Source organism: Streptomyces sp. T39 (assembly GCF_008042045.1).
Lineage (GTDB): Bacteria > Actinomycetota > Actinomycetes > Streptomycetales > Streptomycetaceae > Streptomyces.
This window is the reverse complement of sequence record NZ_RDBP01000012.1, coordinates 2,588,817-2,612,346: the sequence shown is the minus strand read 5'-3', so window position 1 is coordinate 2,612,346 and position 23,530 is coordinate 2,588,817. Positions and strand designations below refer to the sequence as shown.

Annotated in this window: 19 protein-coding genes and 1 tRNA gene; 2 read left to right on the top strand and 18 right to left on the bottom strand. The window is 71.9% G+C overall.

Annotation, left to right across the window (positions count from 1 at the left end; all coding sequences use genetic code 11):
* Positions 1-149 precede the first annotated feature (149 nt).
* The 16 genes from EAO77_RS12960 to EAO77_RS12885 form a co-directional block, all read right to left on the bottom strand.
* Entirely contained in the window at positions 150-587 is a 438-nt protein-coding gene (locus EAO77_RS12960) for a hypothetical protein (RefSeq protein WP_147988145.1), read from the bottom strand.
* Between the two features lie 274 nt (positions 588-861).
* Positions 862-2,232, bottom strand: coding sequence for an MraY family glycosyltransferase (locus EAO77_RS12955; RefSeq protein WP_147988144.1), 1,371 nt, complete (start codon positions 2,230-2,232; stop codon positions 862-864).
* 99 nt (positions 2,233-2,331) lie between these two features.
* Entirely contained in the window at positions 2,332-3,591 is a 1,260-nt protein-coding gene (glyA, locus tag EAO77_RS12950; RefSeq protein WP_147988143.1) for a serine hydroxymethyltransferase, read from the bottom strand.
* A gap of 501 nt (positions 3,592-4,092) precedes the next feature.
* Entirely contained in the window at positions 4,093-4,740 is a 648-nt protein-coding gene (locus EAO77_RS12945) for a protein-tyrosine-phosphatase (protein WP_147988142.1), read from the bottom strand.
* Positions 4,737-5,384: an L-threonylcarbamoyladenylate synthase gene (locus EAO77_RS12940; RefSeq protein ID WP_147988141.1), complete on the bottom strand. Its 648-nt coding sequence runs from the start codon at positions 5,382-5,384 to the stop codon at positions 4,737-4,739. Before EAO77_RS12940 ends, EAO77_RS12945 begins: the two co-directional genes overlap by 4 nt.
* A 28-nt stretch (positions 5,385-5,412) precedes the next feature.
* A complete protein-coding gene (gene prmC / locus EAO77_RS12935; RefSeq protein ID WP_147988140.1) occupies positions 5,413-6,258 on the bottom strand; it encodes a peptide chain release factor N(5)-glutamine methyltransferase in 846 nt (281 codons plus the stop codon).
* Positions 6,259-6,319: 61 nt separating this feature from the next.
* Complete coding sequence (prfA, locus tag EAO77_RS12930; RefSeq protein WP_147988139.1) at positions 6,320-7,399, bottom strand: peptide chain release factor 1; 1,080 nt, start codon at positions 7,397-7,399, stop codon at positions 6,320-6,322.
* A gap of 114 nt (positions 7,400-7,513) precedes the next feature.
* Positions 7,514-7,735, bottom strand: a complete 222-nt coding sequence (rpmE, locus tag EAO77_RS12925) for a 50S ribosomal protein L31 (protein ID WP_147988138.1) — start codon at positions 7,733-7,735, stop codon at positions 7,514-7,516.
* A gap of 207 nt (positions 7,736-7,942) precedes the next feature.
* Complete coding sequence (locus EAO77_RS12920; RefSeq protein WP_147988137.1) at positions 7,943-9,055, bottom strand: LCP family protein; 1,113 nt, start codon at positions 9,053-9,055, stop codon at positions 7,943-7,945.
* A 276-nt stretch (positions 9,056-9,331) separates the two neighbouring features.
* A complete protein-coding gene (gene rho / locus EAO77_RS12915) occupies positions 9,332-11,368 on the bottom strand; it encodes a transcription termination factor Rho (RefSeq protein WP_147988136.1) in 2,037 nt (678 codons plus the stop codon).
* A 392-nt stretch (positions 11,369-11,760) separates the two neighbouring features.
* The gene (gene thrB, locus EAO77_RS12910; protein ID WP_147988135.1) at positions 11,761-12,681 is read right to left on the bottom strand and encodes a homoserine kinase; all 921 of its coding nucleotides are present in this window, start codon (positions 12,679-12,681) and stop codon (positions 11,761-11,763) included.
* A gap of 480 nt (positions 12,682-13,161) precedes the next feature.
* A complete protein-coding gene (gene thrC / locus EAO77_RS12905; RefSeq protein ID WP_147988134.1) occupies positions 13,162-14,232 on the bottom strand; it encodes a threonine synthase in 1,071 nt (356 codons plus the stop codon).
* A 7-nt stretch (positions 14,233-14,239) separates the two neighbouring features.
* Entirely contained in the window at positions 14,240-15,532 is a 1,293-nt protein-coding gene (locus EAO77_RS12900; RefSeq protein ID WP_187283200.1) for a homoserine dehydrogenase, read from the bottom strand.
* 94 nt (positions 15,533-15,626) lie between these two features.
* On the bottom strand, positions 15,627-17,018 hold the full coding sequence (lysA, locus tag EAO77_RS12895) for a diaminopimelate decarboxylase (RefSeq protein WP_147988133.1): 1,392 nt from the start codon (positions 17,016-17,018) through the stop codon (positions 15,627-15,629).
* A gap of 17 nt (positions 17,019-17,035) precedes the next feature.
* Positions 17,036-17,986 (bottom strand): ArgS-related anticodon-binding protein NrtL, encoded by a 951-nt coding sequence (gene nrtL / locus EAO77_RS12890; protein ID WP_147988132.1) that lies wholly within the window; start codon positions 17,984-17,986, stop codon positions 17,036-17,038.
* 82 nt (positions 17,987-18,068) lie between these two features.
* On the bottom strand, positions 18,069-18,602 hold the full coding sequence (locus EAO77_RS12885) for a response regulator (protein WP_147988131.1): 534 nt from the start codon (positions 18,600-18,602) through the stop codon (positions 18,069-18,071).
* Between the two features lie 359 nt (positions 18,603-18,961).
* On the opposite strand from EAO77_RS12885, the gene EAO77_RS12880 reads away from it, so the two are divergent.
* Together EAO77_RS12880 and EAO77_RS12875 are read left to right on the top strand one after the other, a co-directional pair.
* Positions 18,962-19,033 (top strand) — tRNA-Arg (locus EAO77_RS12880).
* 797 nt (positions 19,034-19,830) lie between these two features.
* Positions 19,831-20,520, top strand: a complete 690-nt coding sequence (locus EAO77_RS12875; RefSeq protein WP_147988130.1) for an LAGLIDADG family homing endonuclease — start codon at positions 19,831-19,833, stop codon at positions 20,518-20,520.
* A gap of 96 nt (positions 20,521-20,616) precedes the next feature.
* Here EAO77_RS12875 and EAO77_RS12870 read toward each other — a convergent pair whose 3' ends face one another.
* Both EAO77_RS12870 and EAO77_RS12865 read right to left on the bottom strand, forming a co-directional pair.
* The gene (locus EAO77_RS12870) at positions 20,617-22,221 is read right to left on the bottom strand and encodes a class I tRNA ligase family protein (protein WP_187283199.1); all 1,605 of its coding nucleotides are present in this window, start codon (positions 22,219-22,221) and stop codon (positions 20,617-20,619) included.
* 14 nt (positions 22,222-22,235) lie between these two features.
* Positions 22,236-23,477, bottom strand: coding sequence for an ATP-grasp domain-containing protein (locus tag EAO77_RS12865; protein ID WP_147988128.1), 1,242 nt, complete (start codon positions 23,475-23,477; stop codon positions 22,236-22,238).
* Positions 23,478-23,530: the final 53 nt, after the last annotated feature.

Here is a 23,530-nt window from a genome sequence, read left to right as displayed (position 1 = left end):
GGACTGGTGTTTCGGATGTGGGGGCGGCCCTCAGGCATCAAAGCCTCGCGATCGAGCAGGCGTCAGCTTGGATGCCCGCGCCCGCAGTGCCGCAGTTGGCACCGGACGATAGCAGGGTCCCGAACGCTGCTTTATCCCGGCCCTACCTGTCACGACGACAGGCCCGTCTTCTCGCCCTTGCGGGTGTCCGAGGATTCGGGCTCGACGTAGAGAATCTTGGCCTTCATGAACGCGCGGGCCTGCGCCGCCACCCAGACCACCGTCGCGGCGACGATCGTCGCGGCGAACGCCTTCGGGTTGAACAGCGTGGTGTCCTTGAAGACGGCGACGAACACGAACAGCACGAGCAGCTGCGTCGTGTAGAGCATCAGCCCCATCGCCTGGAAGAGCTGCGGGAAGTGCTTCGCCGTCCGCTGGAGCACGACGATGCCGCACCCCATGAAGAGGATCACCACCAGCGTCGCGACGATCGCGCCCACCGCCCCCTTGCCGCCGGCGACCACCGCTGCGATCACCGCGGCGATCGCGCCGGCGGCAGCGGTGGGTACGACGGTCATGAGAAGTGAGCGTGCGTCGGTGGACGGCATGGCGGCAGCTCCGCTTGCTGGTGGGGGCAGTGGTGTCGTCATGGACGAGCGTAAGCCCGGTCCCGAGTTGGGCCTCGGGGGCCAACGGACCGTCGCACTACGGTCCTTCGGCTCTGTCTCCGGGTCTCGTGAACGGTATCACAAACTATTTGATGAGGTCTTTACCCGCAGGTGTGCCAACTCTCACACATGAGAGTGACACTGCGCGTGTGTGCACGACAACCATCGGTTTCGTCTGGTAAAGGGCGGATATGCCCCTCCCGGGCCGCGAACGTCAGCCGCGCGTACCGGCCTTCCGCCGGTCGGGAAGCCGCGAACGGGCGCCCAGGGCTGTCGCCCCGTTGACGCCGCCCACACCCACCCGCACCCGGGTGTACTCCTCGTCGTCCGGATCGTCGGGGCCGTCCGCGGCCGCCCCCGCCTCCCGCGGGCCGCCCCGCGCCGCACCCCCGGCCGGCGACGGACGCCCGCCCCGGCGACGGCGACGGTAGCGCGGGGGCACGAACGACTCGGCCCAGCGCGGCGCCCGCGGCCGGAACCGCGGCAGCAGCAGGAGCACCAGGCCCACCGCGCTCAGCGCGGCGATCGCCAGCACGATCCACATCGACGCCGAGTGCACCGAGTACGCGACGGTGCCGAAGGCGATCAGCGCCGACCAGAAGTACATGATCAGCACCGCGCGGCTGTGCGAGTGCCCGATCTCCAGCAGCCGGTGGTGCAGATGGCCGCGGTCGGCGGCGAACGGCGACTGGCCGCGCCAGGTCCTGCGGACGATGGCGAGCGCCAGGTCCGCGACGGGCAGTGCGGTGATGGTCAGCGGCAGCAGCAGCGGCATGAAGACCGGGAGCATCGCGTGGGTGGCCTCGCGCTCGCCGCCCACGAAGATGCCGAGCCGGTCCGGGTCCACCTGGCCGGTGATGGAGATGGCGCCGGCCGCGAGCACCAGGCCGATGAGCATCGAACCGGAGTCGCCCATGAAGATCCGGGCGGGATGCATGTTGTGCGGCAGGAAGCCGAGGCACATGCCCATGAGGATCGCCGCGAACAGCGTCGCCGGGGCGGCCTCCTCGATCCCGTACCCGTACCAGAGGCGGTAGGCGTACATGAAGAACGCGCCGGAGGTGATGCACACCATGCCGGCCGCGAGACCGTCGAGACCGTCGACGAAGTTCACCGCGTTGATCGTGATCACGACCAGCGCCACCGTCAGCAGATTGCCCTGCCAGGCGGTGAGCGAGACGGTGCCCACACCGGGCACGGGGATCCACAGGATCGTCAGACCCTGCGCCACCATCACACCGGCGGCGATCATCTGTCCGCCGAGCTTGATCAGGGCGTCGATCTCGAACTTGTCGTCGAGGACGCCGATCAGCCAGATCAGCGCCGCTCCCGAGAGCAGCGCCCGCGGCTCGTTCGACAGCTCGAAGACGTCGTTGAGGTGCGCCAGATGGTCCGCGACCAGCAGACCGGCGCACAGACCGCCGAACATGGCGATGCCGCCGAGCCGCGGTGTCGGTTCCCGGTGCACGTCACGCGCACGGATCTCCGGCATCGCGCCGGCTGCGATGGCGAACTTCCGCACCGGTCCGGTCAGCAGGTAAGTCACCGCTACCGTGACACAGAGCGTCAGCAGGTACTCGCGCACTGAATCCCCATGTGTTGGACGACGCGCCGTTCCATACCCTAGGACATACGACGAGCGGGGACGGCCGACGGTTGCACGGAGGATGAACGCCGGGTGGCCTCAGCTGGGGTACGGCGGGAACCGCTCGGCGATGTCCCGCACCCGCTCCAGCACCCCGCCCTCCTCACGGATCGCGGCCGCGAACAGTCCCGCGATCCGGGCCATCTCGCTGCGGCCCATGCCCTGGGTGGTGACCGCGGCGGTGCCCAGCCGGATCCCGCGGCCGTCGCCGTACGGCAGGGCGCAGGTGTCGAGGACGATGCCCGCGGCCGCGAGCCGTCCCCGGGCCGTCCGGCCGTCCACGCCCAGACCCGCCGGGTCCACCCCCACGATATGGGTGTCCGTCCCTCCGGTGAGCACCGTGAAGCCCTCACCGGCCAGCGCCTCGGCGAGCTCGCGCGCGTTCGCCACCACCTGGTGGGCGTAGGACGCGTACGCGGGGGTCGCCGCCTCCCCGAACGCCACCGCCTTGGCCGCGATGGTGTGCATCTGCGCACCGCCCTGCGTGAAGGGGAACACCGCGCGGTCGATCCGGTCCGCCAGCTCGCTCCCGCACAGGATCATCCCGCCGCGCGGCCCGCGCAGGACCTTGTGCGTGGTCGCGCACACGATGTCGGCGTACGGAACCGGACTGGGGGCGGCACCGCCCGCCACCAGCCCGATGGGGTGCGCGGCGTCGGCGATGAGATATGCGCCGACCTCGTCGGCGACCTCGCGGAAGGCGGCGTAGTCGGGGTGGCGGGGGTACGAGATCGAGCCGCAGACGATCGCCTTCGGCCGGCTGTGCCGGGCCAGGGTGCGCAGCTGGTGGTAGTCGATCAGCCCGGTCTCGGCGTCCACGCCGTACGCGACGAAGTCGAACCAGCGGCCGGAGAAGTTCGCCGGCGACCCGTGGGTGAGGTGCCCGCCGTACGGCAGCCCCATCGCCAGCACCGTGTCGCCGGGACGCAGCAGGGCCGCGTAGGCGGCGAGCACCGCGGACGACCCGGAGTGCGGCTGCACATTGGCGTGCTCGGCACCGAAGAGCGCCCTGGCCCGCTCGGCCGCGAGCCGCTCGGCGGCGTCGACGATCTCGCAGCCGCCGTGGTGGCGGGCGCCCGGATAGCCCTCGGCGTACTTGTTCGCGAGCGGCGACCCGAGGGCGGCGAGGACGGCGGGCGAGGTGAAGTTCTCGGCGGCGATCATCTGGAGCGAGCCCGCCTGCCGCCGTGCCTCGCCGTACAGGATGTCGGCCGCCTGCGGGTCCTGCCTGCGCAGCGCCTCGAATCCGGGGGTGTCGTAGACGACCGGTGCGGGATGCACTTCATGGGTCACGGGCATGACTGCTCCGGTGCTCGGGCCTGGGGGGCGGCCCCTCCAATGTAGAACCGGCCCCGCGTTTCCGCCCCGCGGGCGCGTGCCCTGGGGCGGGCGGGGGGCGGCTCCCGCGGGCCGCGTCTCCGTGCCGTGCGCGCCCCGCACCGGGGGCGGTGGCGTCCTCAGCGCGTGCACGCCGCGCCTGCGGGCACGGGGCCGGTGGGCGTCCTCAGCCCGTGCGTGTGTGAGGGCACCGCGCGCAGCGCGGCACAAGCCCGGGTGGAGCCCGGTGCACGCCTCGGGCCGTCCCCGGCCGCGCTCCCCCACCCCGCGCGTCACCTCTCGCGGAGGCTCCGCCCCCGCACCCCCGCGCCTCGGACACCGGCGAGGCCGAGCCCTCCGCCCGTCCGGCGACCGAGGTCACCGCGCGCGGCGCGACGGGCCCGGGCGGAGCCCGGTGCACGCCTCGGGGCACCGCCGCCCCCCCCGGGCGCGACGCCCTCGCGGCGGCCACCGCCGTGGCGGTCAGGCGCGTGGGGGCACGCCCGTCAGGGCGGTCACCACCGGGTCCAGCGCCTGGTGGATCTCGTCGCCGATGGAGCGGAAGAACGTGATCGGCGCCCCGTACGGATCGAACACCTCGTCCGCGTCCGGGCTCGGTGCCAGCAGCCACCCGCGCAGCGCCGCCGCCGCGCGCACCAGCGCGCGGGCGCGTTCGACGACGCCCTCGTGCGGGTCGGGCAGCGTGGTCGGGTCTATCGCGCGCACCAGCCGGGTGAACTCCTTGAGCGTGAAGGTGCGCAGCCCCGCCGAGTGCCCCATGGAGATCACCTGGGCCCGGTGGTCACGGGTCGCCGTGAGCACCAGGTCCGCGCGGATCACGTGCTCGTCGAGGAGCTCACGTCCCATGAAGCCGCTCGCGTCCGCGCCGAAGTCCGCCAGGACGATCTCGGCGTTGGCCTCCATCGGGGCGCCCTCGTGCCCCCAGGTGCCCGCGCTCTCCACGATCAGGCCGCCCGTGAGGGGATCGCCGAGGCGGTCGCTCAGGGCATGGCGGGTCAGCCGCTCGGTGATCGGCGAGCGGCAGACGTTGCCGGTGCTGACGTGGAGGATGCGGAAGGTCGGTCCCGTACTGCTGGTCTCCGCTATGCCACGCCCCTGCGGGGCGGTCAATTGGCCACCTCGAGGTCGGGTACCACCTTGCGCAGCTCGTCGGCCGACAGGGCGCCCTCGCGCAGCAGCAGGGGCACCTTGCCGGTGACGTCGACGATGGACGACGGCACGATGCCGGGCGTCGGCCCGCCGTCCAGGTAGACGGAGACGGAGTCGCCGAGCATCTCCTGGGCCGCGTCGCAGTCCTCGGGAGAGGGGTGTCCCGTGAGGTTGGCGCTGGAGACGGCCATCGGGCCGGTCTCGGTGAGCAGCTCGATGGCGACCGGGTGCAGCGGCATCCGGATCGCGACGGTGCCGCGGGTGTCCCCGAGGTCCCACTGGAGCGACGGCTGGTGCTTGGTGACCAGCGTCAGCGCGCCCGGCCAGAAGGCGTCGACGAGCTCCCACGCCTGCTCGGAGAAGTCGGTCACCAGGCCGTGCAGGGTGTTGGGCGAGCCGATGAGGACGGGGGTGGGCATGTTGCGGCCGCGCCCCTTGGCGTCCAGCAGGTCGGCGACGGCCTCCGCGGTGAAGGCGTCCGCACCGATGCCGTAGACGGTGTCGGTGGGCAGCACGACGAGCTCTCCGCGCCGGATCGCCGATGCGGCTTCCCGCAGGCCGGTGGCGCGGTCCGTAGCGTCGTTGCAGTCGTATCGCCGAGCCATCAGCGGGCCTCCTGGTACACGTGCTTCGTCATGGCATCGCCTTGCGTGCGGTCGCGAACCGCGGCCGCTTGTTCAGATCGGGGTGGTCGGCCGCGTCCGCCCAGCCGGACTCCTCGTTGAAGATCCACGGCACCTGGCCGCCCTGGGTGTCCGCGTGCTCGACGACGACGAGGCCGCCCGGCCTCAGCAGCCGGTGCGCGGTCCGCTCGATGCCGCGGATGGTGTCGAGGCCGTCCTCGCCGGAGAACAGCGCCATCTGCGGATCGTGGTCGCGCGCCTCGGGCGCGACGTACTCCCACTCGGTGAGCGGGATGTACGGGGGGTTGGAGATGACGAGGTCGACCTGGCCGTCGAGCTCGGGCAGGGCCGCGAGGGCGTCGCCCTGGTGGACGGTGACCCTGGACCCCTCGGCGTTGCGCCGGGTCCACTTCAGCGCGTCCTCGGACAGCTCCACGGCGTGCACCCGCGAGCGGGGCACCTCCTGCGCCATCGCCAGCGCGATGGCCCCGGAGCCGGTGCACAGGTCGACGATGAGCGGTTCGACGACGTCCATGGCCCGCACGGCCTCTATGGCCCAGCCGACCACGGACTCCGTCTCGGGGCGGGGCACGAAGACGCCGGGGCCGACCTCCAGCTCCAGATAGCGGAAGAACGCCCGCCCGGTGATGTGCTGGAGCGGCTCGCGTGCCTCGCGGCGGGCGACGGCCTCCCAGTACCGGGCGTCGAAGTCGGCGTCCTTGACGTTGTGCAGTTCGCCCCGCTTCACGCCGTGCACGAACGCGGCGAGCTCCTCCGCGTCGAAGCGCGGCGACGGCACGCCGGCGTCGGCCAGCCGCTGGGTGGCCTGTGCCACCTCGGCAAGCAGCAGGTTCACGCTGGTCCTCCGGTGCAGATGCGGTGCGGGTGCGGGTGGTGCGGTCGGGGCCGCCGGCGCTCTACTGCGCGGCGGCGAGCTTGGCGGCCGAGTCGGCGTCGACGCAGGCCTGGATCACCGCGTCGAGGTCGCCGTCGAGGACCTGGTCCAAGTTGTACGCCTTGAAGCCCACCCGGTGGTCCGAGATCCGGTTTTCCGGGAAGTTGTACGTCCGGATCTTCTCGGACCGGTCCACCGTGCGGACCTGGCTGCGGCGCGCGTCCGCGGCCTCCTTCTCGGCCTCCTCCTGCGCGGCGGCGAGCAGCCGGGAGCGCAGGATGCGCATCGCCTGCTCCTTGTTCTGGAGCTGGCTCTTCTCGTTCTGGCAGGAGGCGACGATGCCGGTGGGCAGGTGGGTGATGCGCACCGCGGAGTCGGTGGTGTTGACGGACTGGCCGCCGGGCCCGGAGGAGCGGTAGACGTCGATGCGCAGGTCGTTGGCGTGGATCTCGACGTCGATCTCCTCGGCCTCGGGCGTGACCAGCACACCGGCGGCGGAGGTGTGGATGCGGCCCTGGGACTCGGTCGCGGGCACCCGCTGCACGCGGTGCACCCCGCCCTCGTACTTCAGTCGCGCCCAGACGCCCTGGCCGGGCTCGGTGGCACCCTGGCCGCCCTTGGTCTTCACCGCGACCTGGACGTCCTTGTAGCCGCCCAGCTCGGACTCGGTGGCGTCGATGATCTCGGTCTTCCAGCCCACGCGCTCCGCGTAGCGGAGGTACATGCGCAGCAGGTCGCCCGCGAACAGCGCGGACTCGTCGCCGCCGGCGCCGGCCTTGACCTCGAGGATGACGTCCTTGTCGTCGCTGGGGTCGCGCGGGACCAGCAGCAGCCGCAGCTTCTCGGTGATCTCGTCGCGCTGCTTCTCCAGCACCTTCACCTCGGCGGCGAAGTCCGGGTCGTCCGCCCCCAGTTCACGCGCGGTGTCGATGTCCTCACCGGTCTGCTTCCAGGAGCGGTACGTGCCGACGATGGGCGTCAGCTCGGCGTAGCGCTTGTTCAGCTTGCGCGCGTTCGCCTGGTCGGCGTGGACCGAAGGGTCGGCGAGCTTCTTCTCGAGATCGGCGTGCTCGCCGATCAGTTCCTCGACCGCCTCGAACATGCGGGGGCTCCTGGTTCCATGACGCTGACGCAAAGGGGGGCTGCTGCTCAGAACGGACAAAGCGCCGGTCCCGGCCCCCCGGACGGGGCGGCCGAGGACCGGCGCAGCGGCTCGCTACTTCTTGGAGCCGGCAGCCTTGCCGAAGCGGGCCTCGAAGCGGGCCACACGGCCACCGGTGTCGAGGATCTTCTGCTTGCCCGTGTAGAACGGGTGGCACTCGGAGCAGACCTCGGCACGGATGGTGCCGCCGTCGATCGTGCTGCGGGTGGTGAACGACGCGCCGCAGGTGCAGCTGACCTGGGTCTCGACGTACTCGGGGTGGATGTCGCGCTTCAAGGTGTCTCCTAGGTTCCGGAGGGCGCCGGGTCGCACGCGCGGGATGCGGGTGCGTGAACCGGGGCCGACGTACCAGTCTGCCAGGACCGGCCGTATCTCCCAAAACCGGGGGCGCCCCCGAGGTATTCCCCGGGCGTCCGGAGGGTAGGGAGATGCGTTACGGCCCCGCGCCGGGCGCGCGATCGGTCACCCGTCGCGCCCGGTCGGCTACCGTCCGCCCACGACGTCCGCCGCCTCGCCCTTGTCGCCGGCGGAGTCCTCCAGGGCCGCGGCCGGGATCGCACGGTCCTGCTTGAGGGCCCGCCACACCTGCGCGGCGCCCGCCTCGACGGGGACGACCCGGTTGGGGTCCCGTGGGTCGTAGCGCACGGGCATGGTGACCATGTGGACGTCTTCGGAGCCGAGCGAGCCGAGGCCCCGGGCGAAGCCGGTCAGTTCACCGACGGAGTCGAGCTCGGAGTCGGGGGTGATCGCCTTGGTCGCGGTGTCGGCGAGGTCCAGGAGCTTCTTCGGGTTGCCGAACACACCGACGTCCCCGACCTGGTCGACGAGGGCCTTGATGAACGCCTGCTGGAGCTGGATGCGGCCGAGGTCGCTGCCGTCGCCGACGCTCCCCCGGGTGCGCACCAGTCCGAGGGCCTGCTCGCCGTCGAGGGTGTGGGTGCCCGGTTCGAGGTCGAGGTGGCTCTTGGAGTCGTCGATGCGCTCGGTGGTGGTGACCTCGACGCCGCCGAGTTCGTCGATCAGCGTCTTGAAGCCGTCGAAGTCGATCTCCAGGTAGTGGTCCATGCGGATGCCCGACATGGCCTCGACGGTCTTCACCGCGCAGGCCGGGCCCCCGGACTCGTACGCGGTGTTGAACATCGCCCGCTGCGCGCCGGGGGCGTCGGAGCCGTCGGCACGTGTGCAGTCGGGACGTTCGACGAGGGTGTCGCGCGGGATGGACACCACCGACGCCTTCTTGTGGCCCTGGTGGACGTGGACGACCATCGCGGTGTCGGAACGGGCACCGCCCTCGTCCCGCCCGTACGCGGAGTTGGCGCCGGAGCGCGAGTCGGAGCCGAGGACGAGGATGTCCATCGAGCCGTCGTCGAGGTTCTTGGGGCGCTCGGTGCCGAGTGCCTGGTTGATGTCGACGCCGTCGAGGTTGCCGTTGACCTTGAAGGAGACGTAGCCGAGGCCGGCACCGCCGACGAGCAGCAGGGCCGCGGCCGACCAGGCCGCGACGCTCCATCCCCGGCGGGCGGTCGACGGCGGCTTCCGCCGTGTGCCGCCGCCGCGTATTCGGCCGCCGCCTCTGCTGCTGCTCTGCTCGGTCATGCTCTCCTCGGCTCTGTCGGGGCCCCGTCCGCGCCGGGCGCCGGCGCGGCGGCCGGTCGCGGTGGACCGGCACATGTCCGTCTTTCCGGGGGACGGTGAAGCATCCATCAGGGTTGCACGGGCGCCTGAGAGCCCTCTGAGAACGACGCGTGCCCACCACGCGGGCGTGGTGGGCACGGGAGCGAGCCGTTTCCCCGTCCCCACCAGGTGGTTCACCGGTCGGGCGGAGGACGCCGGGGGCTCGCGGACGAGCCCCCGGGCTGTGGTGAAGCTCTCTCAGTCGTTGTTGCCGGCCGACGGAGTCGTCTTCTGGATCTGCAGAAGGAACTCGCCGTTCGACTTCGTCTGCTTCATCTTGTCCAGGAGCAGCTCGATGGCCTGCTGCTGGTCGAGGGCGTGCAGCACACGGCGCAGCTTCCAGGTGACCGCCAGCTCGTCGCTGCCGAGCAGGATCTCCTCCTTGCGGGTGCCGGACGCGTCGACGTCCACCGCGGGGAAGATGCGCTTGTCGGCGAGCTTGCGGTCGAGCTTGAGCTCCATGTTGCCGGTGCCCTTGAACTCCTCGAAGATCACCTCGTCCATGCGCGAGCCGGTGTCGACCAGCGCGGTGGCCAGGATGGTCAGCGAGCCGCCGTCCTCGATGTTGCGCGCGGCGCCGAAGAAGCGCTTCGGCGGGTAGAGCGCGGTCGAGTCGACACCGCCGGACAGGATGCGGCCGGAGGCCGGCGCCGCCAGGTTGTAGGCGCGGCCGAGGCGGGTGATCGAGTCCAGCAGGACGACCACGTCGTGACCCAGCTCGACGAGGCGCTTGGCGCGCTCGATGGCCAGCTCGGCGACGGTGGTGTGGTCCTCGGCGGGTCGGTCGAAGGTCGAGGAGATGACCTCGCCCTTGACCGACCGCTGCATGTCGGTCACCTCTTCGGGACGCTCGTCGACGAGGACGACCATCAGGTGGCACTCGGGGTTGTTGTGCGTGATGGCGTTGGCGATCGCCTGCATGATCATGGTCTTGCCGGTCTTCGGCGGGGCCACGATCAGACCGCGCTGGCCCTTGCCGATCGGCGACACGAGGTCGATGATCCGCGTCGTCAGCACACCGGGGTCGGTCTCCAGACGGAGCCGGTCCTGCGGGTACAGCGGGGTCAGCTTGTTGAACTCCGGGCGGCCGCGGCCGGATTCGGGCGCGGCGGCGTTGACGGAGTCCAGGCGCACCAGCGCGTTGAACTTCTCGCGGCGCTCGCCGTCCTTGGGCTGGCGCACGGCGCCGGTGACGTGGTCGCCCTTGCGCAGGCCGTTCTTGCGGACCTGGGCGAGGGAGACGTAGACGTCGTTCGGGCCGGGCAGGTAGCCCGAGGTCCGGATGAACGCGTAGTTGTCGAGGATGTCGAGGATGCCCGCGACGGGGATCAGCACGTCGTCGTCGGAGACCTGCGGCTCGCCGCCGCCCGCGAAGTCCTCGCGCCCACGGCGCCCACGGCGGTCGCGGTAGCGTCCGCGCCGTCCGCGGCGGCCGCTGCCGTCGTCGTCGAAGTCGTCCTGCGGACCGCCGCCGCCCTGCTGGCCCTGCGGGCCGCCCTGGCGCTGCTGGCGCTGACCGCCCTGGGGCTGGTCGTCGCCCTTGCCGCGGCCGCGCTGACGGTCGCGGCGTTCGCCGCGCTCCCCGCGCTCGCCGCGCTCGCCGCGCTGTCCGCGGTCCTGGCGGTCGCGGCGGCCCTCGCCGTCCTGGCCGGCGACGGCGGACTCGGCCTTGGCGTCGGTCGTCGCCTCCGCCTTGGTCTCGGTCTTCACGTCGACGGCGGTGTCCGTACGCGACTCGGTACGGGTCTCCGGGGAGCCCGCCTGCGCGGTGGCGCGACGGCGGCGGCGCTCGCCGGCCGGCTGGTCGTCGCTCGCCGGCTGGCCGGGGATGTCGATCTGCTGCTGGGCGACGGCCTTCTCGGCCGCCTTGTCGGCCTTGGCGGGCTTCTCCGCGGCAGGGGCGGCCTCGTCACCCGTACGGGCCTTGGAGGTGGCGCGGCGCTTCGGCTTCACCGGGGCGTCGGCCGCGGCGGCGTCGGCGGGCTTGGCCGCGGGGGAACCCCCGGCCTGCGCCTCCTTGATGACCTCGATCAGCTGGCTCTTGCGCATCCGCGCAGTGCCCCTGATGCCGAGGCCGGACGCGACCTGCTGCAGCTCGGCCAGGACCATGCCCTCGAGGCCGGTGCCGGAGCGGCGGCGCCGTGTGGTGGTGCCGGAGGCAGCACCTTCGGCGGGCGCGGTGGTGTCGACGTTGTTGTCGGCAGTAACGCCCATCAGATCGGTGGTGTCGCTCACGAAGGGTCCTTCCCTGGAGCGGACGTCGGCCTTCTGGCTCGGCGACCGGTTGTGCTGTCCGACGGTGGTCCCGGGGTACGGACCGTGTCGGAGCGGTGGTCCCGCCGGTGCAGATCAACGGCGGAGAGATATACATGCAAGACGTGCAAGGCCCGGCCCGATGACCCCCTGCTCGACCCACTCCTGGCTGAGCGAGGGGTGTCGTGCCGGTTCCGGAGCGTGCTCGACTCTGCTCAGGCAGGCTGCTCAGGCAGTGTGGGAGGCTCTCGGAAGAATGGTGGTCCCGATACGGGACGCGCAGCACCGCGCCGCTTCGGCGACGGTTGCAGACTTGAGGTTAACACTACCGGCTCCAACAAACATTCCCCCTCTCACTCACCGGCAATCGTCGATCACTGCGGGGACAGCGGCAGAACGCTCGCCCCCGCCGCGTCGAAGGCGAGCCGGTTCGCGGCCCAGCCCTCGCCCGCCAGCAGCGCGACCTTGTCGGCCGTGCCGTCCTCGGCCAGTGCGAGGACCGTGGGGCCCGCACCGGAGATGACTGCGGGGACGCCGTCGGCGCGCAGTCGGTTGACCAGCGCGATGCTCTCGGGCATCGCGGGAGCGCGGTACTCCTGGTGGAGCCGGTCCTCGGTGGCCGGGAGCAGCAGCTCGGGACGCCTGGTCAGAGCCTCGACGAGGAGTGCGGAGCGCCCGGCGTTGGCGGCGGCGTCGACATGCGGGACGGTGCGCGGCAGCAGACCGCGGGCCGTCTCGGTGAGCACCGGCCGGCCCGGCACGAAAACCACCGGAACGACGGAATCCGAGGGGTCCATCCTGATCGCCCGGGCGGCGCCGGACTCGGTCCAGGCGAGGGTGAAACCGCCGAGCAGACAGGCGGCCACGTTGTCCGGGTGGCCCTCGATCTCGGTCGCCAGTTCCAGCAGCGCCGTGTCGTCGAGACGGGCGTCGCCGCCTATCGTGACCGCGCGCGCGGCGACGATGCCGGCGCAGATGGCGGCGGACGACGAGCCGAGGCCGCGGCCGTGCGGGATGCGGTTGGCGCAGACGACCTCGAGGCCGCGCGGCTGCCCGCCCAGCAGGTCGAAGGCCGTGCGCAGGGAGCGCACGAGCAGGTGGTTCTCGTCGCGCGGCAGGGTGTCCTCACCCTCGCCCGCGATGTCGATGTGCAGACCGGAATCCGCGACCCGGACGACGACGTCGTCGTACAGGCCGAGCGACAGCCCGAGGGCGTCGAAGCCCGGACCGAGATTGGCGCTGGTGGCGGGGACGCGCACCCGGACAGCGGCGGCGCGGAACGCTGGACCGGCCATCGCTCGACGTTTCTCCTTGGTTCTGAACTGCGAGATGTACGAGATTTTTCCGAGAGGGGACGAACACCCGAGCCCGCGGCGGCGACAGCGGCGACAACCGCACGGCATATGCGGCGGACGGGTTCGGGTACAGCCTATCGAAGGAAGGTTCACCTGCGACATAGGGCGCACAGGAGGCGCACGATGCGTGTCGCGGGCCCGCCCGTGCCCCCGCACGGAACCTTGTCCCGGTTGCCCGGATTTTCCGCCCGGGCATTCCGGAGGCATGTGCCGATGGCCGCAACGCCAGGGCGCGCGGCGGCCCTTGAGCCGCGCTTCGAGCCGCACTGCGAGCCGTCCTTCGCGCCGCACCCTGAGCCGTCCTTCGCGCCGGGCCGTACCGGCACGACGGCCGGTACGGCCCGGCGCGAAGACCGGCTCGGCGCGTACCGCGCGCCGGCAAGGCTGTGCCGGCGCGCGGCAGGGCTCGTGCGGCGTGCGTCAGGCGAGACCGAGGCGCTCGGCCGCCGCGGAGGCGTCGACCGGGACCGTGACCGGCTGCGGTGCGCCCGCGACCGCCCAGTCGGGGTCCTTGAGCCCGTTGCCGGTGACGGTGCAGACGATCCGCTGGCCCGGGTCGACCTTGCCCTGCTCGGCCGCCTTCAGCAGACCGGCGACCGAGGCGGCCGACGCGGGCTCCACGAAGACGCCCTCCTGCGAGGCCAACAGGCGGTAGGCGCGCAGGATCTCACGGTCCGTCACCTCGTCGATGAAGCCGCCGGACTCCTCGCGCGCGGCCAGCGCCTGCGTCCAGGACGCCGGGTTGCCGATGCGGATGGCGGTGGCGATCGTCGACGGGTCCTTGACGACCTCGCCGCGCACGATCGGCGCGGAGCCGGACGCCTGGAAGCCCCACATCCGCGGGGTGCGGGTGGAGACGGAGTCCGCGGCGTACTCCGTGTACCCCTTCCAGTACGCCGTAATGTTGCCGGCGTTGCCGACGGGCAGCACATGGATGTCGGGCGCGTCGCCGAGCGCGTCGACGATCTCGAAGGAGGCCGTCTTCTGGCCCTCGATCCGGTACGGGTTGACCGAATTGACCAGCGCCACCGGGTAGTTCTCCGACAGGCTGCGCGCAAGGTTCAGGCAGTCGTCGAAATTGCCGTCGACCTGGAGGATGCGCGAGCCGTAGACGAGCGCCTGGCCCATCTTGCCGAGCGCGATCTTGCCCTGCGGCACGAGGACCGCGCAGACCATGCCCGCGCGCACCGCGTACGCGGCCGCGGAGGCGGAGGTGTTGCCGGTGGAGGCACAGATGACGGCCTGCGCACCCTCCTCCTTCGCCCGGGTGATGGCCATCGTCATACCGCGGTCCTTGAAGGACCCGGTGGGGTTGGCGCCCTCGACCTTGAGATGCACCTCGCAGCCCGTGCGCTCGGAGAGGACCTGCGCCGGGACGAGCGGCGTGCCACCCTCACGGAGCGTGACGACCGGCGTCGTGTCCGTGACCGGAAGGCGGTCCCGGTACTCCTCGATGATGCCGCGCCACTGGTGGGTGCCGTTCTGGGTCATGGGTCCCTTACTCCCCTTCAACACGCATGATGCTGGCGACACCGCGCACGGTGTCGAGCTTGCGCAGCGCCTCGACGGTCCCGGAGAGGGCGGCGTCGGGCGCGCGGTGGGTGACGACGACGAGGGACGCCTCGCCGTCCTTGCCCTGCTGGCGCACGGTGTCGATCGATACGCCGTGCTCGGCGAAGACCGTCGCGACCTGGGCGAGCACGCCCGGCTTGTCGGCCACGTCGAGACTGATGTGGTACCGCGTCACCACGTCGCCCATGTGACTCACGGGCAGCTGGGTGTACGCCGACTCGCCGGGCCCCGTTGCCTCGGCGAGCTTGTTGCGGCACACGGCGACCAGGTCGCCGAGGACCGCGGACGCGGTCGGCGAACCGCCCGCGCCGGGGCCGTAGAACATCAGACGGCCGGCCGCCTCCGCCTCGACGAAGACCGCGTTGTACGCCTCGCGGACGGAGGCCAGCGGGTGGCTGAGCGGGATCATCGCGGGGTGCACGCGGGCGGTCACCGACCGCCCGTCGGCCGCGCGCTCGCAGATGGCGAGCAGCTTGACGGTGCACCCCATCCGTTTCGCGGATGCCATGTCGGCGGCCGTGACCTCGGTGATGCCCTCACGGTGCACGTCGTCGAGGCGCACCCGGGTGTGGAAGGCGATCCCGGCGAGGATCGCGGCCTTCGCGGCGGCGTCGAAGCCCTCCACGTCGGCGGTCGGGTCGGCTTCCGCGTACCCGAGGGCCGTCGCCTCGTCGAGCGCCTCCGAGTAGCCGGCTCCACTGCGCTCCATCTTGTCGAGGATGAAGTTGGTGGTGCCGTTGACGATGCCGAGGACCCGGTTGACCTTGTCGCCCGCCAGGGACTCGCGCAGCGGCCGGATCAGCGGGATGGCGCCGGCGACGGCGGCCTCGAAGTACAGGTCGCGGCCGTGCTTCTCGGCGGCCTCGTAGAGGGTCGCGCCGTCCTCGGCGAGCAGCGCCTTGTTGGCGGAGACCACGGACGCGCCGTGCTCGAAGGCGGTGGTGATGAGCGTACGGGCCGGCTCGATGCCACCGATGACCTCGACGACGACGTCGATGTCGTCCCGCGAGACCAGCGCGGTGGCGTCGGTGGTGACCAGCTCCGGCGCGATGCCCTCGCGCACCTTCTGGGGGCGGCGCACCGCGACCCCGGCCAGCTCCACCGGGGCCCCGATACGCGCGGCGAGGTCGTCCGCGTGCGTCGTCATGAGTCGCGCCACCTCTGAGCCGACCACACCACAGCCCAGCAGCGCCACCTTCAGCGGACGCGTACGCATCATCCGACCTCGTTTCGTTTCCTTCTAGGTTCGACCAGTCTCACCCACCGGACCGGAGTTTCTATCCCTCGTCCGGCATGCGAGACACTTATCTCAACTATCCGACATCGAGACGCAGGAGATCTTCCTCCGTCTCGCGCCGGACGATCACCCGTGCCGCACCGTCGCGCACCGCGACGACCGGCGGACGGAGCGCATGGTTGTAGTTGCTGGCCATGGAGCGGCAGTACGCGCCGGTGGCGGGCACGGCGATCAGGTCGCCGGGCGCCAGGTCGGCGGGCAGGAACGCGTCCTTGACCACGATGTCACCACTCTCGCAGTGCTTGCCGACGACCCGGCTGAGCATCGGCTCCGCGTCGGACGTCCGCGACACCAGCGCCACGCTGTACTCGGCGTCGTACAGCGCGGTGCGGATGTTGTCCGACATCCCGCCGTCGACGCTCACGTACGTCCGCAGCCCCTCCAGGTGCTTGACCGTGCCGACCTCGTACAGCGTGAACGCCGTCGGGCCGACGATCGCGCGCCCCGGCTCCACCGAGATCCGCGGCGTCCGCAGCCCCGCGGACTCGCACTCACGGGTGACGATCTCGCCGAGCGCCTTGGCGATCTCGTGCGGCTCGCGCGGGTCGTCGTCGGAGGTGTAGGCGATGCCCAGCCCGCCGCCGAGGTCGATCTCCGGCAGCTCCACCCCGTGCTCGTCGCGCACCTCGGCCAGCAGCTGCACCACACGGCGCGCCGACACCTCGAACCCGGCCATGTCGAAGATCTGCGAGCCGATGTGCGAGTGGATGCCGATGAGCTCCAGGCCGTCCAGCCGCAGCGCCCGGCGGACCGCCTCGGCGGCCTGCCCGCCGGCGAGCGCGATGCCGAACTTCTGGTCCTCGTGCGCGGTGGCGATGAACTCGTGGGTGTGCGCCTCGACGCCCACCGTCACCCGGATCTGCACCCGCTGCCGGACACCCAGCTCCTGGGCGACGTGCGCGACCCGGACGATCTCCTGGAACGAGTCGAGCACGATCCGGCCGACCCCGGCCTCGACCGCGCGGCGGATCTCCCGCTCCGACTTGTTGTTGCCGTGGAACGCGATGCGCTCGGCCGGCATCCCGGCGCCGAGGGCGGTCGCGAGCTCTCCCCCGGAGCACACGTCCAGGTTGAGCCCCTCCTCCTTCAGCCAGCGCACCACCGCGCGGCTGAGGAACGCCTTGCCTGCGTAGAAGACGTCGGCGTCCTTGCCGAACGCCTCCGCCCACGCGCGGCAGCGCGCCCGGAAGTCCGTCTCGTCGAGGAAGTACGCGGGCGTGCCGAACTCCTCGGCCAGCCGGGTCACTTCGATCCCCCCGACGGTGACGGTCCCCTCGTCGTTGCGGCCGACCGTCCTCGCCCACACCTTCTCGTCGAGGGTGTTCAGGTCGGTCGGCGGGGCGCTGTAGTGACCCTCGGGAAGGACGTCCGCGTGACGGGGCCCGGCGGGGTGTGCGGATCGGCTCATCTGTCGTCTCTCACATCTCACAGGTGTTCGGGTGCGCTGATGCCGAGCAGGGACAGGCCACCGGCGAGCACCGTCCCGGCGGCCTCGGCGAGGGCCAGCCGGGAGCGGTGGGCGGCCGAGGGTTTCTCGTCCCCCACGGGCAGCACCGTGTGCTGGAAGGCCAGCAGGGCCTCGGCGGTCGCCTCCAGATGCCGGGCGAGCCGGTCGGGCGCGCGCAGCCGGGCGGCGTCGGCGACGACGGCCGGGTGGTCGGCGACCGCCTGCGTCAGCGCGGGCGCGTCCACGATCTCCTCGGGCGCCGCGGTGAACCCGAGCCACTGGGCGCCCCGGGTCAGCGCCCGCGCCCGGGCGTGGGCGTACCGGACCTTGTGCAGCGGGTTGCGCTCGTGCTGCACCAGGACGCCCCCGGTACGGGGCCGGTCGTGGGCGGCGGCCGACAGCAGGGCCCAGCGGGCCGCGTCGGCGCCGAGCTCGGCCACCAGACCCGGCCGCGCCGCGGGCACGACCCGCAGCTCCTCCCCGGGGCGCGCCTCGGCTCCCATCCGGCCCAGCACGCCCGCCCAGAGCGCGGCACGCTCCTCGGCTAGGTGGATGAAGGGGGTGCGGGGGGCGCGCCGCTCGGGCATGCCGTAATCCGTCCCGGCCGCGCGCACGGCCTCGACCAGCCGCCGCTGCGCGCCGCCTTCGAGGGTCACGTTCAGGAATCCGGGGCCGGTGATCTCGACCCGCGCGACGCCGGGGGTGCGGGCGATCCGCTCGCACAGCACGCCGGCCACCTCCCGGGGCGGCCGCCCCGCGGGGCCCGCGAGCCGCAGCGCGATCCCGGTGGCCCAGTCCCCGGTGCCCCCGGGCCGCGGCCGCTCCACGCGCACACTCGCCGCCTCGGGCACCTCCACCGCCAGCGCGCCCTCCTCGACCGCACGGCACACGGCACGCGCGACGGTACGGGACAGCTCGGCGGGGGTCACGGCACAAGCGTATTTCAGGAAGGGGGTCGGTCCGCCAACCGGTTTCGCCATGCGGGCAGGGGGTGCCGTGACCTGCGGCGCGTCAGCCGTGGGCGGGGCGCGAGGCGGGGGCCGGCCCGGCGGTGTGGCCACCGCCCGGAGCCCCGTCCTCCACGGACGGCGGCTCCTGCCACCGCTCACCCGGCTCCGGCCGCTCCCGCTGCGTCAGCCGCCGCACGACCCGGATGAGCTCGGCCGGCTCGAAGGGCTTGGCGAGGAACGCGTCGACACCGGCCGCGACACCCGTCTCCACTTCGTAGGGAGTGCAGGCGCTGATGATCGCCAGCGGCAGATGACTGGTCCGCGCGTCGGCTCTCAGCCGGGCGGCCGTGCGCAGTCCGTCGAGCCGGGGCATGACGACATCGAGCGTGATGGCATCGGGCTGCACCCGGTGCACGACGTCCAGACACTCGACACCATCGGCCGCGGTCACGACCTCGAAGCCCTCAAGCTCGAGATTGACCCTGATCAGCTGCCGAATCACCCGGTTGTCGTCGACAACGAGCACTCGGCGCGGCACGCCGGACACAACTCGAGAGTAGGTCCGAGGGCGCGACGGCGTCCGGCTTTTCCCCACTTCCGCCCCGTGCGGGGGACGCGGGGGCACGCCGGGGGCGTGCGGGAGCACTGGCCGTGACGCAACACCGGCCGGGGCCGCGCGTGTTGGCCGTGCGGGGCTGCGCGTGGTGGCCGTGCGGGGCTGTGCGTGGTGGCCGTGCGGGGCTGCGCGTGGTGCTCGTGCGGGCTCCGCCTGTCGCCGTCGGTGGCTCCGCCCACTGCCCGTCCGGGGCGGGCTGCCGGCGGGGCGCCACGGGCCCGCCGGCCCGGCTGCGGACGATCTTCGCGGGGCACGCCGAGGACTCGAAATACCTGTTCACGGAGACCCTCCGCGAGCTGGTAGGGTTCTACCCGTCGCCACGCACCAGCGAGGCGCACGCCCCCGTAGCTCAGGGGATAGAGCAACGGCCTCCGGAGCCGTGTGCGCAGGTTCGAATCCTGCCGGGGGCACTTCGCAGGAAGTGCCCAAAGACCCCGTCACCAGCGGAAACGCTGGAGCCGGGGTCTTCGCGTATGTGCAGGTGTATGCCGCTCGAAGCGGGCGTGTGACGGGGTCCGCGGACGAGGCATGGACTCGCAGACCGCCGACCTCAGCCCCCAACTCCCGCCACCAGGGGCCGTGGCACAGCGCGGGAGTGCCGGCCGGTCACCGTCGGGCGGTCGGTTCCACCACTGCAGGCGGGCGCATTCGAGCGAGGCCTAAGATCATGGCCCCACGTCGCGCTTCAGCGGGAAGGTTCACGGCCGTTCGATGCGTCGGACACCTACGGGCCATGATCACTCGCCCTGAAGCCGCTCCGACCCGAAACCGCTCCACCGCCCCGCATCGCACACCGAACCGCGATGGGGATTCGCATCACTGGCAGGTACATATGGCATTGAACGGCAGGCTACCGACACTCCAGGGTTGGACCGAAGCCAGCGACGTCAAACCGGGTGACCATCTCTTGAGCGAGTCAGGGGAGGCGGTGCACGTCATCTCGTCCGAGACATGCAAGGCCGACTCTCCCTGCTATGAATTGACGTTCCGGGATGGCACTCGCCTTGTAGCGAGCGGGGACCACTACTGGCCCGTCCGTGAATTCTCCGGCGGATATCGCAATACGGTAGCCACTTCACTGCATCTGGCGACGCAAGGGGTGACGTTCGAGCGAGCTCTCACTCAGGGCAGAACCAAGGCCTCGAGGGGAGGGGTTGCGCGGTGGCGCACACGACCCACCCCCGCACTTTCCTTCACGGAGATCAGGATGCCCCTGCCGCCCTACCTTTTGGGCTACTGGCTCGGAGACGGCGACAGCGACGGGCCCCGCTTCACTGCGTCAGAGGAGGACCTCCCCCATCTGGAAGCCCAGTGCCTGCTGGCGGGAGCACGAGTTGTCTCTCGTCAGCGCACACACGGGAGGACGTTCCGCATACGGTTCGATCTCGGAGCGAGAGCGACCGCCTTGCATGCGCTTCGAGAGATGGGAGTCCTCCACAACAAGCACATACCCCCACACGTCTTCCGCTCGTCGGAGACTCAGCGTCGCGAAACCCTCCAAGGCCTTGTCGACAGCGACGGGTACATCGAAACCGGAACGAACCGGGTAGAAGTCTGTTTCACGTCGAAGCGATTGGCGCTGGATACTGTCGAGTTGATCCGCACCCTGGGCTTTTATCCGCGCCTCAGCCAGGGGAACGCCACTCTGAACGGACGCATCACGGGTACCCGATACAGGATCGTATTCACAGCCTACGAGGGTGACCACGCGGCAAGGCTTCCACGTAAGGCAGAACGCTTGGGACCGAAAGGCACGTCTGTTCCGTACTCGCGCGTGCGCACCATCACGGAAATCAAGAAGGTCGAACCCGCGCTCGTGACGCGTATTCGGGTTTCAGCAACGGGCGGCACATATCTCGCAGGCGATGGCCTCATACCTGTCTGTGACTACACCTAGTCGGCTGTGCGACGAGGTGAGCGGGCCGCGTCCGAGGTCCACGGCACGCGGGCGGACCCGGTCGTCGAACCGTGTCCGCCCGCGTCCCGCGTGCCGTCAGGACCCGCCCGCCTCCGGCAGCAGTGCCTCCACCGCAGACCGGGTCACCGTCGGGAGGCCCTCGAAGGCCTCCGGGGTGACGACCCGGGTCGGCAGGGGGGTGGCGAGGGTCGGGTGGTCGGTGCGGCCGAGGGTGGTCCAGAGCTGGGTGCCGAGGGTGGGCATCAGGGGCCAGGCCAGGACGGCGAGGACGGCCAGCCAGGGCGCGGGTTCGCCCGGGGCGAGGCCCCGTTCGGCCCGGGTGATCCAGTCGTCGAGGACCGCGAGGGCGGCGCGCGGGCTGGTGGTCGGTGGGCGGAGGGCGTCAGCCGTCGCGGTGAGGGCCGTGAGGGCCTCCGCGGTGAAGGAGTCGGGCACCGCCGTCTCGTCCCCCGCCGCGTCGCGCAGCGCGCGGCGGATGGCCGGGTCCCAGCGGCCGGCGAGGACGCGGGAGGTCCAGTCGGCGAAGTCGGCGGTGCGGAAGTCGCTCTCCTCCCCCGCGTCGGAGAGGGAGGCGAGGTAGCCGCGGAGCGGGTCCACGGGCAGGGCGGCGCGCAGGTAGTCGTGGGCCCAGATGACATGCCCCCTGCTGGTGGAGAACTTGCTGCCGTTCAGGAGCAGGAAGCGGTTCATGATGTGGTGCTGGTGCGGCTGCCAGTCGGTCTCGTCGTCCATGAAGGCGAGCACGAACATCCAGGGCAGGGTGGCGTCGTAGCCGCCCGTGGCGATGGTGACGACATCGGTGTCGCGGGCGAAGGCGTCGCGTCCGGCGGGGTCGGCCGTGCGGTACAGGTCGCGCAGCACGCTGAAGGCGGCGTAGGTGCCGGTGCCGTAGCTGAGGTGGACGTCGCCCGCCGCGCCCCCGCGCCACGGAACCCCCCAGCCGAGCGGGTGGTTGAGGCGGATGCGGCGCCCGTTGTGGGTCACGTAGGTCTCCAGCAGGTCCGCGTATCCCGGCGGGAAACGGCGTGCCGCCTCCTCGCCCGAGAAGCGGCGCGGGTCGCCGGTGAGGAAGACGCTGGTCACGGTGCGCGGCTCGGCCGTGCCGTCCTCGGGCAGGACGGGCCGGGGGTCGATGAGGTCGGCGGGCCCGAACCAGAGCCCGCACGACTCGCAGGAGCTGCCCGCGGCGCCGCTGCCGCACGCCGGGCAGCGGCCCTGGACGAAGGCGCCGACGAGCCCCTGGCCGGTGGTGGAGGAGTGGAGGAGTTTCTCGGTCTCGCGGACGAGCCTGCCGCGCCGTTCCAGGTCCGCCACCGTGGCGTGGCTGCGCTCGTGGTAGATCGCGCGGTAGGGGGCGCGGTGCATGTCGGGCCAGGCGTCCTGGTGCATGCCGAGGCCGGTGAGCGCGGCGAGGGCCTCGTCGTGGTAGCGGCTCGCGACCTCCTCGGGGGCGAGGCCGCCGCGGCGGGCGGTCATGAGGATGTACGACTCGTGCGAGTCGGTGGCGGAGATCCGGGCCACCGGGTGGCCGAGTGTCTCCAGGTGGCGGGCGACGACGTCGGCGGAGAGGAAGGGGCCGCCGATGTGGCCGAGGTGGAGCGGGCCGTTGGGCGTGTGGTAGGCGGCGGTGACGAGGTGCGGGCGGGCGGGGCCGCGCCGTACCGGTTCCAGGAGGTTCACGGGCCGGGGATCCTTCATCGTTCGACGACGGGGCGGACGAGGGACGTCAGGGTGTCCAGGGCGGCGGTGACCTCGGCGGGTGTGCCCGACCGGACGATGGCGGCGCCGAGGGCGTACTCCATGTAGTGCTCGGGCGGGACGCGGACGGCGGCGCCGGGCCGGGTGTCCACGACGAGGTGGTGGAGGCCGGGGACGGCGGTGGCCTCGCCCAGCCCGTCGAGCCGCCGGAAGGTGCCGGCGTGCGGGGCGAGGAACTTCTGCACCCCGGCGGCCGCGGGGGGCGCGGTGGCCGGGACCGGGGGGCGGCCGGTGGCGACGCGGAGGGTGTTCTCGTAGAAGGACGTGCCGGTGGCCAGGGGGACGAGGTGGGAGGTGATGTGGTCGCCGCCGACGCGGGCGGCGACCTCGACGAGCCGGGCCCGTTCGCCGTCCCATTTGCATTCGAGGTGGAACACGCCGTCGGTGAGGCCGAGTTCGCGGATCACCTTCTCGGCCATGCGGTTGACGGCGGCGCTCGCGGTGTCGGGCAGGGCCGTGGGGAAGACGTGGCGGGTCTCGGTGTGGAAGGGGGCAAGCGTGGTCTTGTCGGTGATGCCGGCGAGGGTGACGCGACCCTCGTGGACGTATCCCTCGACGCTGTGTTCGGAGCCGGTGAGGAACTCCTCCAGGATCAGCTCGCCCGTGCTCGTCGCGAAAATGGGGTGCACCTCGGGGCGGGTGTAGGCGATGAGCCGGTCGAAGGCGGGGCGCAGGTCGTCCGGGCCGTGGATCTCGAAGATGCCGATGCTGCCGGCCGCGCCGGTGGGCTTGAGCACGGCGGGTGTGCCGACGTGTTCGGCGGCACGTTCCAGTTCGCCGGCGTCGGTGACGCGGGCGAAGCGCGGCAGGTACTCGGGGAGGGCGGAGAGCGCGGCGCGCATGCGGTGCTTGTTGCGGAACACGGGTGCGACGGCGGGGTCGAGACCGGGGAGGTCCAGGGCGTGGGCGAGTTCGGCGGTGCCGAGCACGTCGCGGTCGCTCCAGGTGACGACTCCGGCGACCTGGTGGCGGCGGGCGAGTTCGCGTCCGGCCGCGACGAGTTGGGCGATGTCGTAGGTGGGGACGCGGATCTGCTCGGCCAGCAGGGAGGGTGCCACGTCCGCCTTCTGGTCGGTGAGCAGCAGGACCTTCAGCCCGAGGCGGTGGGCGGCGTGCAGTGCGGCGTGGTGTTCGAGCTGGTTGGGGCGCAGGTTGCACATGATGACGGCGTCGGTCACGGGGTGTTCCTCAGGTGGTCGGGGCTGCCGGGGCGGGGTGCCGGTGGTAGGTG

Bases quoted from the DNA above. Each gene is read 5' to 3' on its own strand.
- EAO77_RS12960 (WP_147988145.1), bottom strand. From the start codon at position 587: ATGCCGTCCACCGACGCACGCTCACTTCTCATGACCGTCGTACCCACC.
- glyA (WP_147988143.1), bottom strand. From the start codon at position 3,591: ATGCCCGTGACCCATGAAGTGCATCCCGCACCGGTCGTCTACGACACC.
- EAO77_RS12940 (WP_147988141.1), bottom strand. From the start codon at position 5,384: ATGGCTCGGCGATACGACTGCAACGACGCTACGGACCGCGCCACCGGC.
- prfA (WP_147988139.1), bottom strand. From the start codon at position 7,399: ATGTTCGAGGCGGTCGAGGAACTGATCGGCGAGCACGCCGATCTCGAG.
- EAO77_RS12920 (WP_147988137.1), bottom strand. From the start codon at position 9,055: ATGACCGAGCAGAGCAGCAGCAGAGGCGGCGGCCGAATACGCGGCGGC.
- thrB (WP_147988135.1), bottom strand. From the start codon at position 12,681: ATGGCCGGTCCAGCGTTCCGCGCCGCCGCTGTCCGGGTGCGCGTCCCC.
- thrC (WP_147988134.1), bottom strand. From the start codon at position 14,232: ATGACCCAGAACGGCACCCACCAGTGGCGCGGCATCATCGAGGAGTAC.
- EAO77_RS12900 (WP_187283200.1), bottom strand. From the start codon at position 15,532: ATGATGCGTACGCGTCCGCTGAAGGTGGCGCTGCTGGGCTGTGGTGTG.
- lysA (WP_147988133.1), bottom strand. From the start codon at position 17,018: ATGAGCCGATCCGCACACCCCGCCGGGCCCCGTCACGCGGACGTCCTT.
- EAO77_RS12875 (WP_147988130.1), top strand. From the start codon at position 19,831: ATGCCCCTGCCGCCCTACCTTTTGGGCTACTGGCTCGGAGACGGCGAC.